General features: G+C 61.0%; 14 protein-coding genes. 3 read left to right on the plus strand and 11 right to left on the minus strand.

What is annotated here, in order from left to right:
- Positions 1-259: 259 nt before the first annotated feature.
- Positions 260-2023, minus strand: coding sequence for a flavin monoamine oxidase family protein (locus ICA15_RS11345; protein WP_210553481.1), 1764 nt, complete (start codon positions 2021-2023; stop codon positions 260-262).
- A 221-nt stretch (positions 2024-2244) separates the two neighbouring features.
- Here ICA15_RS11345 and ICA15_RS11350 point away from each other — a divergent pair, with 221 nt between their 5' ends.
- The gene (locus tag ICA15_RS11350) at positions 2245-3651 is read left to right on the plus strand and encodes an adenosylmethionine--8-amino-7-oxononanoate transaminase (protein ID WP_150617821.1); all 1407 of its coding nucleotides are present in this window, start codon (positions 2245-2247) and stop codon (positions 3649-3651) included.
- Between the two features lie 144 nt (positions 3652-3795).
- Positions 3796-4515, plus strand: coding sequence for a 16S rRNA (uracil(1498)-N(3))-methyltransferase (locus ICA15_RS11355; RefSeq protein ID WP_150601951.1), 720 nt, complete (start codon positions 3796-3798; stop codon positions 4513-4515).
- Between the two features lie 93 nt (positions 4516-4608).
- Here the strand turns inward: ICA15_RS11355 and trhA are convergent, their stop codons facing one another.
- Positions 4609-5226 carry a PAQR family membrane homeostasis protein TrhA gene (trhA, locus tag ICA15_RS11360; protein WP_150601952.1) on the minus strand — a complete coding sequence of 206 codons (618 nt, stop codon included), beginning with the start codon at positions 5224-5226 and terminating at the stop codon, positions 4609-4611.
- A 214-nt stretch (positions 5227-5440) separates the two neighbouring features.
- Here trhA and ICA15_RS11365 point away from each other — a divergent pair, with 214 nt between their 5' ends.
- Complete coding sequence (locus ICA15_RS11365) at positions 5441-6355, plus strand: LysR substrate-binding domain-containing protein (protein WP_150617823.1); 915 nt, start codon at positions 5441-5443, stop codon at positions 6353-6355.
- A 138-nt stretch (positions 6356-6493) separates the two neighbouring features.
- Here the strand turns inward: ICA15_RS11365 and madM are convergent, their stop codons facing one another.
- The 9 genes from madM to mdcA all read right to left on the minus strand — a co-directional run bounded on the left by madM (position 6494) and on the right by mdcA (position 13722).
- Entirely contained in the window at positions 6494-7258 is a 765-nt protein-coding gene (gene madM / locus ICA15_RS11370; protein WP_150617824.1) for a malonate transporter subunit MadM, read from the minus strand.
- Positions 7259-7263: 5 nt separating this feature from the next.
- Positions 7264-7656: a malonate transporter subunit MadL gene (gene madL, locus ICA15_RS11375; RefSeq protein ID WP_150601955.1), complete on the minus strand. Its 393-nt coding sequence runs from the start codon at positions 7654-7656 to the stop codon at positions 7264-7266.
- A 67-nt stretch (positions 7657-7723) separates the two neighbouring features.
- Positions 7724-8644 (minus strand): malonate decarboxylase subunit epsilon, encoded by a 921-nt coding sequence (mdcH, locus tag ICA15_RS11380; protein ID WP_210553480.1) that lies wholly within the window; start codon positions 8642-8644, stop codon positions 7724-7726.
- Positions 8641-9261 (minus strand): malonate decarboxylase holo-ACP synthase, encoded by a 621-nt coding sequence (locus ICA15_RS11385; protein ID WP_210553479.1) that lies wholly within the window; start codon positions 9259-9261, stop codon positions 8641-8643. The genes mdcH and ICA15_RS11385 overlap by 4 nt, the downstream gene beginning before the upstream one ends.
- Complete coding sequence (mdcE, locus tag ICA15_RS11390) at positions 9255-10040, minus strand: biotin-independent malonate decarboxylase subunit gamma (RefSeq protein ID WP_210553478.1); 786 nt, start codon at positions 10038-10040, stop codon at positions 9255-9257. Before mdcE ends, ICA15_RS11385 begins: the two co-directional genes overlap by 7 nt.
- A complete protein-coding gene (locus ICA15_RS11395) occupies positions 10037-10888 on the minus strand; it encodes a biotin-independent malonate decarboxylase subunit beta (RefSeq protein ID WP_210553477.1) in 852 nt (283 codons plus the stop codon). Before ICA15_RS11395 ends, mdcE begins: the two co-directional genes overlap by 4 nt.
- On the minus strand, positions 10881-11180 hold the full coding sequence (locus ICA15_RS11400) for a malonate decarboxylase subunit delta (RefSeq protein WP_150601960.1): 300 nt from the start codon (positions 11178-11180) through the stop codon (positions 10881-10883). The genes ICA15_RS11395 and ICA15_RS11400 overlap by 8 nt, the downstream gene beginning before the upstream one ends.
- A complete protein-coding gene (locus tag ICA15_RS11405; RefSeq protein ID WP_150617830.1) occupies positions 11180-12052 on the minus strand; it encodes a triphosphoribosyl-dephospho-CoA synthase in 873 nt (290 codons plus the stop codon). Before ICA15_RS11405 ends, ICA15_RS11400 begins: the two co-directional genes overlap by 1 nt.
- Complete coding sequence (gene mdcA, locus ICA15_RS11410; protein ID WP_150601962.1) at positions 12052-13722, minus strand: malonate decarboxylase subunit alpha; 1671 nt, start codon at positions 13720-13722, stop codon at positions 12052-12054. The genes ICA15_RS11405 and mdcA overlap by 1 nt, the downstream gene beginning before the upstream one ends.
- Positions 13723-13807: the final 85 nt, after the last annotated feature.

The following is a 13807-nucleotide window of genomic DNA, read 5'->3' on the forward strand; positions in this document are numbered from 1 at the left end:
ACGATGAAGAGTCTGAAAGTGGCGTGTTAAGGAAAGATTAAAGGAGAAATTGTGGCGGGATGTTAGGTGGCAGATCCTGATGATGAGCTGTTTGGACAGGCCTCATCGCGGGCAAGCCCGCTCCCACAGTGGTCGGTGGCGTTCACAAGTTCTGCGTTCACCGCAAAAACCTGTGGGAGCGGGCTTGCCCGCGATGAGGCTCTTACAGGCAAAAAAAAGCGCGGCATAAGCGCCGCGCTTCTTCATTTACCGCAAGGCTTTACTGCACCTTGGTCTCGGTCGTTGCCGCAGGCTTGGCTGCTGGTTTCTTCGCCGGCTCAGCCTTTTTTGCCGCTGGTTTGGCCGCCGGCTTTTTCGCTTCGGTTTTCGCCGCCGGTTTCTTCGCTGCTGGCTTGGCTGCTGCTTTTTTCGCAGGCTCGGCTTTTACCGGCGCGGCTGGCTTCGGTGCTTCCACCGGAGCTGGCGCAGGGGTCGGCGCGGGCGCTGGAGCCACTGGAGCTGGGGCCGGTTCTGGAGCTTTCACAGGCTCTGGCTTCTTCTCATCGTCCGAACCACCGAACAGGTTGCTGAAGAAGTTGCCCTTCTTCGCTGCCACGGCACCGGCCGCGCCCGCCGCTGCTGCTGCCGGGATCACTTTGGCCGGTTCGAATGATTTGCCTGCCGCCAGATCTTCAACCTGGCTGGCCGCACGCTGACCGGTGCGCAGCGCACCTTCCAGAGTGCCCGGGTACAAGGTGTCGGTGTGTTCGCCGGCAAACGCTACGCGCTGCAGCGGACGTTCCCAGATACGCCAGAACTTGCTGATCTGGCCCGGACCGTAAGCCAGGTACGCGCCGCCCATCGACGGGTCGGTGCTGTAGCGGCGGATCTCATAACCGGTGAACGAGCCACGGGCCTGTGGATAAAACGCGTGCAGACGAATCAGCACCTGATCGACCATCTGCTTGTCGCCAAATGCCTGCATCACGCGGGCATTGTCGCCGGACAGGTTGATCACCACGTTGGCGCCGCCCTTCAGCGCGGGCTCGATCCACAACATGCCCAGACCGGTGTTGCTGTAGATCTCGCCGGACATGCGCGACTTGCTTTCCCACACCGGCGTCTTGAACTTCAGCATGATCTGGTCGCGCCAACCGTAGTTGGTGCCCTTGATGGCCGCCAGACGCTGGGCATCCAGTGACGGGGTCAGCTGAATCTTGTTCAAGGCACGCAACGGTACAGCCAGCACGACGTAATCGGCCTGGTAACCGACGCTGCCAACCTTGACGGTCACGCCGTCCTTGTCCTGATTGATGGCCGATACCGGCGAATTGGTCTTGATGACCTTGATCTGTTTGACGAACGCTTGCGCCAGCACCTGGCTGCCGCCGACCAGGCGCGAGGCGCGCAGGTCACGGTCGGACACGCCGCGATACACGCGGTTCTGCTGGGCGAAATACAGCAGCGACAGACGCGAAGGCTCGTCGTAGTGGGTGCGGATGTCCTGGTTGATCAACTGACGCGCAGTGGCTGGCAGATTCTGTTTGTCGAGCCAGCTCGACACGGTGATCTGGTCCAGTGCGTGCAGGGTGTTGGTCGCTGCCGGGTTCTGTGGATCGTCGATCGAGCGCGCCAGATCGTCGAGGGTTTTCTGGTAACGCTTGAGCGCATCGGCGGTGGCCGGTTGCTTGGTCGCCAGGTCGGCAGCGGAAAAATACTCGCCGTCGATCAAATAACCCGGTGTACGCACGAATTCCGGTGCCGGCGTGGTGCCCAGCTTGAACGTCGAGACGTACTTGTTCAGCACCGGCTGGGTTTTGTCGTTGCCGATCCACTCGCTGGTGGCCATGCCCGAGCGACCGCCCAGGCTTGGTTTGGCTTCGAGCAGCGTGACCTGCCAGCCTTTGTTTTGCAGCTCATAAGCAGCGGTCAGGCCCGACAGGCCGCCGCCGATCACGATTGCGGTTTTATCCTTGGCCAGCGCCGTAACGCTGAACAGCCCCAACATCACCAGCGCACAGGCGCGCAGCCAACCGACAGACATTCAGCGAACTCCGGAAATACACAGAAAAAAGCAGTTGTGCGGGTCAGACGACCCAAAGAACCGCGAAGAATACGTTAGCCATCAAAACGCCGCCAGCGACGTCTATCGGCTCATACAAAGTAGCTCAATCGACACAATGGGTTGTTCCCGCGCGATGCATTGCATAGGCTTGCGCGATTGTTTGCCCGCGCCTGTCGCGAGCCGCCTCGAGGAGACTGTAAATGGGCCTTAATAATCAGTGGATGCAACGCGATCTCGCGGTGTTGTGGCATCCCTGCACCCAGATGAAAGACCACGAACAGCTGCCGCTGATCCCGATCAAGCGCGGCGAAGGCGTCTGGCTCGAAGACTTCGAGGGCAAGCGCTACCTCGACGCGGTCAGCTCGTGGTGGGTCAACGTGTTCGGCCACGCCAACCCGCGCATCAACCAGCGCATCAAGGATCAGGTCGATCAACTGGAGCACGTGATTCTCGCCGGTTTCAGCCATCAACCGGTGATCGAGCTGTCCGAACGTCTGGTAAAAATGACGCCGGAAGGCCTAAACCGGGTGTTCTACGCCGATAACGGTTCGTCCTGCATCGAAGTCGCGCTGAAAATGAGCTTTCACTACTGGCTCAACCGCGGCATGCCGGCCAAAAAACGCTTCGTCACCCTGACCAACAGCTACCACGGCGAAACCATGGCGGCGATGGCAGTCGGCGACGTGCCGCTGTTCACCGAAACCTACAAAGCCCTGCTGATGGACACCATCAAGGTGCCGAGCCCGGATTGCTACGGGCGCCCCGAAGGCATGAGTTGGGAGGAGCACTCGCGCAATATGTTCGCGGCGATGGAACAGACATTGGCCGAGAACCATGACAGCGTTGCGGCAGTGATCGTCGAGCCACTGATTCAGGGTGCCGGCGGCATGCGCATGTATCACCCGGTGTACCTCAAGCTGCTGCGCGAGGCCTGCGACCGTTACGGCGTGCACCTTATCCTCGACGAAATCGCCGTCGGCTTTGGCCGCACCGGAACGATGTTCGCCTGTGAGCAGGCCGGTATTCGTCCGGACTTCCTCTGCCTGTCCAAGGCCCTGACCGGCGGCTACCTGCCGCTGGCCGCGTGCCTGACCACCGACGATGTCTACAGCGCGTTCTACGACGACTATCCAACCCTGCGCGCCTTCCTCCACTCGCACAGCTACACCGGCAACCCGCTGGCCTGTGCGGCGGCGTTGGCGACGCTGGATATCTTCGAGCAGGACAACGTGATCGAGAACAACAAGGCACTCGCTCAGCGCATGGCTTCGGCGACGGCGCATCTGGTCGATCACCCGAACGTCAGCGAAGTGCGCCAGACCGGCATGGTCCTGGCCATCGAGATGGTCAAGGATAAAGCCACCAAAGAGGCTTACCCTTGGCAGGAGCGCCGCGGTCTGAAGGTGTTCCAGCATGCGCTGGAGCGTGGCGCGCTGCTGCGTCCGCTGGGCAGTGTGGTGTACTTCCTGCCGCCGTACGTGATCACGCCGGAGCAGATCGACTTCCTCGCCGAAGTCGCCAGCGAAGGCATCGACATCGCCACCCGTGACAGCGTCAGCGTGGCCGTGCCGAAGGACTTCCACCCCGGTTTCCGCGATCCGGGCTGATCTGTTTCACTAAAGCTTCAGCGGTGACCGGACTACCGTCATCGCTGGCAAGCCAGCTCCCACAGGTTCTGCGCAAGTCCTTGTGGGAGCTGGCTTGCCAGCGATAGGGCCGCCAGACTTTTACAATTTCTACAGAGACCCCGCATGAGACTGTCCCGCTTCTTTATCGACGCCCCGCTAAGCACCGGCCAACACGAACTGCCGGAAGCCCAGGCGCATTACATCAGCCGCGTGCTGCGCATGGCCGAGGGCGATGCGGTGCAGATGTTCGACGGTTCCGGCCATGAGTTTCGCGGTTCCTTGCTGGAAGTCGGCAAGAAACGCGTGGTGGTGCAGATCGACGAGCAGTTCGCCGGACAGATCGAATCACCGCTGCACATCCATCTCGGCCAGGGCCTGTCCCGCGGCGAGCGGATGGACTGGGCGATCCAGAAAGCCACCGAACTGGGCGTCAATGAAATCACCCCGATCTTCAGCGATCGCTGTGAAGTTCGCCTCAAAGACGAGCGCGCTGACAAACGCTTGCAGCATTGGCGTCAGGTGGCGATCAGCGCATGTGAGCAATGTGGTCGTTCGCGGGTCCCGGTGATTCATCCACCGGTACTGCTGGCGGACTGGATCAAGCAGACCGAAGCCGAGTTGAAACTGGTGCTGCACCCGGTGGCCGAGCCGCTGGTGAGCCATGCCAAACCTTCGACTCTGGCGTTTCTGATCGGGCCTGAGGGCGGCTTGTCCGAGGCCGAGGTCGAGCAGGCCAAGGGCAATGGTTTTCATGCTGCTCGCCTTGGGCCGCGCGTGTTGCGTACCGAAACTGCGCCGGTAGTTGCGTTGGCGGTGGCTCAACAATTGTGGGGTGATTTCTAGGGCCCCAAAAGATCGCAGCCTGCGGCAGCTCCTACAGGGGGAACGCATTCCAAATGTAGGAGCTGCCGCAGGCTGCGATCTTTTGATCTTGCTTCACAGGACGTAAAACATAATCGCGACAAAGTGCAGCAAACTCCCGGCAATCACGAACAAATGCCAGATCCCGTGGGCATGTCGTAGCCGATGATCCAGGGCAAAAAAGATAATCCCCACGGTGTACAACACCCCGCCCGTCGCCAGCCACGCGAAACCCGTCGTGCCCAACGCCGCCAGTAACGGCTTCACTGCCACCAGCACGATCCAGCCCATCACCGCATAGATCACGATGGACAGAATCCGCGCCTCGGAACGCGGTTTGATCTCTTGCACAATGCCGATCAGCGCCAGCCCCCAGACAATCCCGAACAGCGTCCAGCCCCACACCCCGCGCAAGGTCACCAGGCAAAACGGCGTGTAACTGCCGGCGATCAGCAGATAGATCGAAAAGTGATCGACCTTCTTCATGATCTCTTTCTTGCGCCCGCGCACGCTGTGGTACACGGTCGATGCGCTGTACAACACCAGCAGGGTAAACGCGTAAATCGCCACACTGACGATCTTCCATGGACTGCCATCGAGGCAGGCGATGACCAGCATCCACACACCACCGATAAAAGCCGCCACTGCCCCGACCAGATGCGTCCAGGCGTTCAATCGTTCTCCGTGATACATCTATTGCTCACCTCAAAATTCATTACCGCAGCGCGCAAGGCTCGGGCCTTGAGCCTAAAAGCGCAATGTTTCTGTTCAACATGAATCCGTGTAGGAGCTGCCGCAGGCTGCGATCTTTTGATCTTCAAAGGAAAAAGATCGCAGCCTGCGGCGGCTCCTACAAAGGGCCGCGTTTACCGTGCACAATCGGCCGATACCAAAAAGAGTCCGCGCCATGCTGATCGACGAAGAGTTGACCCTGAAAAAACTCGAGGTGTTCCTCGCTTTCATGCGCACCGGCAATCTCGCCCGTGCCGCTGCCGAGCTACAGACCAGCAACGTCAGCGTGCACCGCGCGATTCACTCGCTGGAAAGCGCCCTGCGCTGCCCGCTGTTCAAACACGAAGGCCGCAACCTGACGCCGCTGGAAAGCGCCTATGTACTGGAGGAACGCGCGCAGAAGCTGATTCAGGACGTGGTCGAAAGCGTACGCCTGACCCGCGAGGCCGCAGGATTCTCCGCCGAACGCTTCAAACTCGGCTCGCTGTATTCACTGACCGTGAAAACCGTGCCGCAACTGATCATGGGCCTGAAGATCCGCCGCAGCGAACTCAACATCGACCTGATTCTTGGCTCGAACATCGACCTGCTCTACAAGCTGAAAAACATGGAAGTCGACGCGATTCTGGTGTCGCTGGACGACAGCATCAACGACCCGGATTGTGAGCAGATTGCGCTGTTTTCCGATGACATCTTTCTCGCCACTCCTGCCGATTCAAGATTTGCCCAGCGCAGTGAAGTTGATCTGGCGGACGTACGCGATGAAACCTTCATCACCTTGACCCAGGGCTTCGCGACCCATCAGGACGGCAATCGGGTGTTCAGGCAGGCGGGGTTCGAGCCGAAGGTGGCGATGCAGGTGAATGACATCTTCACGCTGCTGAGCATGGTCAGTTCGGGGGTGGGTTATGCGTTGCTGCCCGGAAGGATTGCGGCGGTGTATGAAAACCGGGTGAAGCTGATTCCGTTGCAGGAAAAGTATCGGTTGCAGCAGCACATTGGTGTGGTGTTTCTGAAGGCCAAGGAGCGCGATCCGAATCTGCTGGCGTTGTTGGCGGAGTGTCGGATGTATGCCAATCGGCAGGTCTGAAACCGAGTTGTCTGAATCGCTGGCAAGCCAGCTCCCACAGTGTGTTGCGTCGCACAATAAATCTGTGTTCAACACATCGCCCTGTGGGAGCGGGCTTGCCCGCGATGGCGTCAGCTCAGGTAACAAACAACCAAAGCCCTACCCCACCAAACTCCGCATCACCAAAAACAAAACCGAAGGCCCAAGCAGACACCCAAGCGCGGTATAGAACGCCGCCGTCAGACAACCGTAAGGCACCAGTTTCGGATCCGTCGCCGCCAGCCCGCCAGCCACGCCACTGGAAGTGCCCATCAACCCGCCGAAGATCACCGCACTGCGCGGGTTGTTCAAGCCGATCATCGGGGCCACGAACGGTGTCATCACCATCACCAGAATCGCCTTGATCAACCCCGCAGCAATCGACAGCGCCATGACTTCAGAACTGGCACCAATCGCCGCCCCGGTCACCGGGCCGACAATGTAGGTCACCGCCCCTGCGCCGATGGTGGTCAGGCTCACCGCGTCGGTATAACCGAACGCCATCGCCACACCTACACCGGCGACAAACGACGTGCCCACCCCGACAAACAGCGCCAGCACACCGACAAACCCGGCGCGTTTGAGCTCTTCAACACTCACGCCAAACGCCGTGGCAACGATGGCGAAATCACGCAGCATCGCGCCACCGAGCAAACCGATACCCGACAACAAAGGAATATCCACCACGCCTTTCTGCCCACCGGTCAGCGCACCGCCAACGTAGGACAACACCAGCCCGAGCAGAATGGCGATCGCCGAACCGTGCAACCGGCCCTTGGTGAAGGTATTGGACATCCAGTAGGACACCCACATGGTCAGGCCGACAATCAGGAAACCGCTGATCAGGCCGTAGCCAGTGATGACTTTCATCATTGATTCGTACATGGCGATTACCCCGCAGTCTTGGCCGGAGCAATCGGCGCCGGATCCTTGTTGCCGAGGCGCACCAGCACCGGCACCATGGCGAAGGCAATCACCACCGCAAGTGTCCCGGCGAGAATCGCCATCGGCCCGCCCTTCAGCGCGCCGTAAACATTCTGCTGCGCCGCCATGGCGACCACGATCGGAATGTAGATCGCACTCCAGAACTCGACACCCTGTTCAGTCTTGCCCTTGAGCCAGCCGGTTTTGTTCAGATAACTGCCCAGGCCGATCAACAGCAGCATCGCAATGCCGACGCCGCCGACGTTGGCTGGCACGCCGATCAGCTTGCCGAGCAGTTCACCAACCCAGACACCCACCAGCGTGCAAAAGGCCAGAAACGCCACACCGTAAATAATCATTGTTGTAGTCCTCAAAGTGCATCGTCGAATGTTGTTTTTGTTGTTCGAAGCTTGAGTCGCGGCGGTTTTAGAGTGGGCGGCTTCCCTCCTCTCGCAACAACGCCTGCAAGGTGTCGAGGCGAGCACTGTCGAAGGCAGTGACAGTGCCTGATTCGAACACCCGGCGCGCCAGCCCGGTCAGCACCGCACCGGGCGGCAGTTCGATCTGTAGACGCACGCCGCGCTCGTAGGCGCTTTGCACGGTGCCGCGCCAGTCCACCACGCGGCACATGTTGAAAGCGAGGTCCTCGCGCAGGGCTTCAACCTTGATGACCGGCCGAGCGCGATTGCCGCTCAGGTAAGCGATTTTCGGAGTTTGCAGCTGTATTTTGGCGAAGGCTTCAGCGAGGGCCTGAGCCGGTTTTTCCAGCAGCGGACAGTGCGACGGCACGCTGACCGCCAGACGTTTCGCCAACCCCGCGCCACGACCGCGCGCCAGTTCGGCAACCGCTTGCATCGCCTTGTCACTGCCAGCAATGACCACCTGGTTATCGGCGTTGATGTTGGCCAGATAAACCGGCGTTTCGGCGCTGTGAACTTGCACCAGCAACGCTTCGACTGTGGACAACTGCAAGCCGATAATCGCGGTCATGCCAAAGCCCTGTGGATAAGCCTGCTGCATCAACTCACCGCGCAGGCTGACCAGATGCAGTGCATCGCTAAAGCTCAAGGCCCCCGCCACCACCGCTGCCGGGTAAGCACCAATGGACAAACCTGCGACGTAATCAGCCGTCAGTCCGCCCTGCAGCAGTTGCCGCGAAGCTGCTGTGCCTGCGATCAACAGACACAACTGAACCGCCCTCGTCGTGCGCAACGCCTCGGCAGAGTCGAGCAGCAAAACGTCTTCGCCGAGCACATCGCTGGCCTCGACCAAGGTTTCCCGAGGCAAACGCTGAAGCATGCCCGGTTGCTGCGCGCCTTGGCCTGGGAACACCAAAAGGCTGCTCACGCTGCCAACTCCTGCGGGTTCCACGGATCTGTAACCAGACACGCCTGATGGGCGTTTTTCAGCAGCACCCGCGCTGAGGGGCCAGCCCATTCGCGCAGGGCCACAGCGCCGAATGGCGTCTGCAATTGCATGTCGACCCGGCAGGCTGCCTGATCGAAAAGCGCTACCAGTTTGCGCGCCTGATTACGCGCCAACAGGTGCGGCGTACGCAGGATCAGATCGAGATCGCTGCCCTCATGCATCGCCGTAAAACCACTGGCCAGTTCAAACCCGGCACTGCCACTGACGCCCCAGACCCAACCGCAATCATCGAGCAACGGCCGCAACTGTTCGAGCGCGCGCAGGGCCGGCACGTCGCGATCACTGTAGACATTACAAAGCGCTTCCGGACTGACCCGACAGGCAATCGAATCGACTGCCATGAACGCCGCCAACCGCTGCTCGCGCAAGACACCACGAATGCCAACGGCAACAAAACCATCAGCGCTCATTGCCCGGCGCACCACCACCGGTTGCCCGGCGCTGAGCGATTCAACCGCCCAGCGCGGCGCATCCGCCGGCAATTGCGCCGGCGTCATGCCCCAGAGCAGGTCGTGGGCCAAAGGCATGTTCACCACTGCGCCCTCAGCAGTTCGCGTACGCGGCTGGACGCTTCACGATTGTTCGCACCGAGACGACCGCTCAGATCATTGCTGCTGACATCGTTGATCGCTTGGCTCAGGCATTCAGTCACCCGCGCCAGATCCTCCGCTGTCGGCTGTTCGATCTGCTGCACCGACAGGGTTTCCCAGAGCAAGCCGAGGCTGGCGTAGCTGTCGATGTCATAAGCCATCGGCGGCACGCTGGCAGCCAATGCTTCGAGTTCTTCGACGCTGCGCAACGTGACCCGCGCCGCTGAAGCCTTGCCCATCGCGTGCACCATCACGCCGGGATCGCGCAGGGCAATCAAGCGGTTGGCCTGATAACCGTGGGCAAGGAACGCCCCGGACATCGCTTTGCCCACCAACAGTCCAATCACCGGATGCCCGGCCAAACGTGCGCGGGCATAACTGTCCGCCGCACCGGCCAAAGCCTGATGAATGCCAAGCGCTTCTTCGCGACGACCATAGGCCTGGCTGGGTACATCGACGATGGCGATCAGTGGGCGCTTCTGTGATTTGTCGCGGTCAGCCGTGATCGCGTCATCCACAGCCTTGGCCAAACCCCAGCCTTCCAACAGCCCGACTTCACCGTTTCGAGCACGGGGAAAACGATTGTCCGGGTCAGCGACCACGGCGATAAAACGCCCGAGTTGGCCATCGGCAACCTTCAACGATGACGGCAGCCCTTCGACCTCTACTGCGCTAGCGCTCAACGCGTTGAACCAGTTCAAACCGCGCACGGAATAGCCACTCATGAGCGCTCTCCTTGATACAGATCGCGAACCACCGAAGGCTCGATTTGCTTGTCAGTGTCGAGGCTGGCCAGACGCTGCAGGAACCACTCGGCACGCTGACTGCGCGGTTGCGTCGGCAAACCTTGCTGCAACAGTTCACCGACCTGCTGACGAATCTGCGCCACATCGTCGGCGACATAACGATCCACCAAGCCACTGGCGAAACGCTGCTCGCCACCGGTCAGGCTCCAGATAAATGGCCGGTCGCGAGAGTCGTATTCTTCTATCCCGGCTTCCTGCTCGATCACTTGCGGGCCGTTCAGGCCAAGGCGTGCTTCCTGGGTCACCAGCAAATAGCTGCAAAGCGCAGCGGCAATCGACATGCCGCCAAAGCAACCCACGCTGCCCGCCACCACACCGACGATCGGTTGGTACTGCTGCAAATCGACAATTGCCGCGTGAATATCGGCAATCGCCGCCAAGCCGAGATTGGCTTCCTGCAAACGCACACCACCGGTTTCCAGCAGCAATATGGCGCAGGTCGGGATGCCTTTGCGGTTGTCTTCGGCGGCCAGTTCCAGCGCGCCGGCAATCTTCGCCCCGCCGACTTCGCCGAGGCTGCCGCCCTGAAACGCGCCTTCGATGGCGGCGATCACCACCGGCAAACCGTCGACGCTGCCCTTGGCGATCACCACGCCGTCATCGGCCTGCGGCACCACGCCCTGGCGTTCGAGCCACGGCGACATGATGCGTTGAAACGGATCGAGCAATTCGCGGAAGGTGCCGGCATCGAGCAAGGCTTTCGCCCGTTGCCGCGCGCCGAGTTCAACGAAGCTGTGTTTGTGCAAAAGCGCTGCGCTGTCAGTCATGGCCGATCTCCTCGAAACCTTGCTCCAGACGCAAACGCACCACACCCGGCGTCGCGCCGAAATCGTGGATATCGATGGCCATGGCGGGCGGCGTGGTGCCGTCGAACATCCGCGCAAACAAGTGCTGCCAGCGCTGCTGCGCGCCGTTGACCGAGGTCTGCACGTTGATCGTCAACTTGCCGGCCAGTCCCGGTTCGATCAGCACTTCCAGATCGCCCGAGCCAACACAACCGACCAGCGCGCGACCGCGTGGCGGCGGCCCGGCGGGGAATTCAAACGATAGGGTTTCCATCAAAACGCTCCCTGAAGAATGCCGTCGCGCTCGATTCGGTCGAGCAGTAGCGTGGCGGCGAGCAAGTCGGCGGCGCCACCGGGCGAGGCATTCAATGCGATGAGTTGTTGATCCAGTTCGTGCAGTCGACGGCGGCCGGTGAGGCTGGCGCTACCGCCGGCATCCAGCACCGCTTGCGCGCCTCGCTGCATGGCTTGCAAACCCGCTTCGCCGGCGCGATAGAGCACGCAGGTGTCGGCGAGGTCAGTCATGATCGCCAGCAAGGCGTCGAGCCGGGCGTTCTGTTCGCCGTGACCACGGGCGCGACTGCTTTTGAGTTGCGGCAAGCCGCGTTGCAGCACCGACGGAAAACCCAGTTGCGCTTCTTCGCGAGCACCGCGTGCGCCGTAGCGCAGGGCGACTTGCGCGCCGTGACTTAGCGGGCGAGGTGCGTAGCGATCATCGAGCAGCGCCAGACGTGCGGCCCTGACGCAAACAGCACCGACAGTGCTGGATTTCGCGTCCAGTGCCGCCGCTGTAACGATCAGGCCCAACGCCCAGATCGCGCCGCGATGGGTGTTCACACCGTTGGTGGTGGCGAGCATGGCTTGCTCGCCTTCACGGCCGATGCAGCCAATGCTTTCACGCAGCACCGGATTGATCTCGCCGATTTCAATGGCGGCTTCGGCCATCTCCTTGAACGCTGGCCACAATGACAGCGCCGAAGCGTGCATCAGGCCCAGGTGCAGATCGGTATGTGCGCCGTTGCCACGACGATCCACCAGTGCCGGTTTCGGTGACAGATCCGCTTCGTCGATCAATGCGTCGACCGCCAGATCCGCCAGTCGCTCGGCCAGGCTCAGAGGTTTCGTTTGCAGGTTGAATGCGTGCATTACCAACTCCTGAACTTGGCGGGCGGGTTGTAGAGGCCGCCGGACCACTCGACCAGATCGGCCACGCTCTTCGCCGCCAGCAGTTCGCGGGTGGCGTCGGTGCGGCGGATGCCGAGGTCTTCGGGCAAGGCGATCAGGCCTTCGCGGCGCATGCGTTCGGTGTCTTTGGGGTTGTGGCGCAGGCCAATGGCGGTGACGCCCGCGACCGCAGCGATCATCGCTTGGCGCTCTTCCAGCGAACGCGCTTTATAGAGGTAAGCGATGCCTTCTTCGGTCAGCAGGTGGGTCACGTCGTCGCCGTAAATCATGATCGGCGCCAGCGGCATGCCGCTTTTCTTCGCCACTTCCACCGCATCGAGCGTTTCGACGAAGGTCGGTTTGCCGCCCTCCTGGAACGTCTCGACCATTTGCACCACGAGTTTCTTGCCGCGTTCGAGCATCGGTTGCTGCGAGTCGTCGTGGCGCATATCGAGCCATGCAGGCGTGCCGTGGCGGCGGCCACGCGGGTCGTGGCCCATGTTCGGTGCACCGCCGAAACCGGCGAGGCGGCCACGGGTTACGGTCGAAGAATGGCCATCGCCATCGACCTGCAACGTCGCGCCGATAAACAGATCCACCGCGTACTGCCCGGCCAATTGGCAAAACATCCGGTTGGAACGCAGCGAGCCGTCGCGACCAGTGAAGAACACGTCTGGCCGGGCCGCGATGTAGTTTTCCATGCCCAGCTCGGTACCGAAGCAATGCACGCTTTCAACCCAGCCACTTTCAATCGCCGGGATCAGCGTCGGGTGCGGGTTGAGCGTCCAGTTGCGACAAATCTTGCCTTTGAGGCCGAGGGATTCGCCGTAGGTTGGCAGGATCAGTTCGATGGCTGCGGTGTTGAAACCGATGCCGTGGTTGAGCGACTGCACGTTGTGTTTTTCGTAGATGCCGCGGATCGCCATCATCGCCATCAACACGTGCACAGGCTTGATGTGGCGTGGGTCGCGGGTGAACAGCGGTTCGATGTAGAACGGCTTGTCGGCCACCACCACAAAATCGACCCATGACGCCGGAATGTCCACGCGGGGCAGCTCGCTGACGTCGTCGACCAATTGATTAACCTGGACGATGACGATGCCGTCACTGAACGCTGCCGGTTCGATCAGCGCCGGGGTGTCTTCGGTGCTTGGGCCGGTATAGATGTTGCCGGCGCGGTCGGCCATGAACCCGGCCGAGAGCACGACGTTGGGAATCAGGTCCACCACCAGCCGTGCGTAGAGTTCGATGTAGGTGTGGATCGCGCCGATTTCCAGAAGGCCGTCTTCAAGCAACTGGCTGATGCGCAGGCTCTGGGTGCCGGCGAAGGAGAAATCGAGTTTGCGGGCGATGCCGCGTTCGAACAGGTCGAGGTGCTCGGAGCGACCGACGCTGGGCATGATCATGTGCAGGTCGTGGAGCTTCTCGGGATCAGCCTTGGCGAGAGAGCGAGAGAGGAAATCCGCCTGCTTCTGGTTATTGCCCTCCAGCACTACACGGTCGCCGGGCAGGATCAGCGCTTCAAGCGCCGCGACGATCTTGTCGGTGGGCAACACCACACCGTCGGCCAGCCCACGCACCTTGTCGAGGCGGCGCTGCTTCTCATCGCGCCGCCGCGTCCAGCGCGAGTCGGGGGAAATTGTTGTTGTCATGCTCACTCCACGGGGTTCGCTGTCGTGGAGCTAAGTTAGGCGTGTGGGGTGGGTGCATCAATCAAGCAGGGCGGTGAATCATTAC

It is taken from the genome of Pseudomonas sp. P116 (assembly GCF_020149425.1).
GTDB classification, from domain to species: domain Bacteria; phylum Pseudomonadota; class Gammaproteobacteria; order Pseudomonadales; family Pseudomonadaceae; genus Aquipseudomonas; species Aquipseudomonas anatoliensis.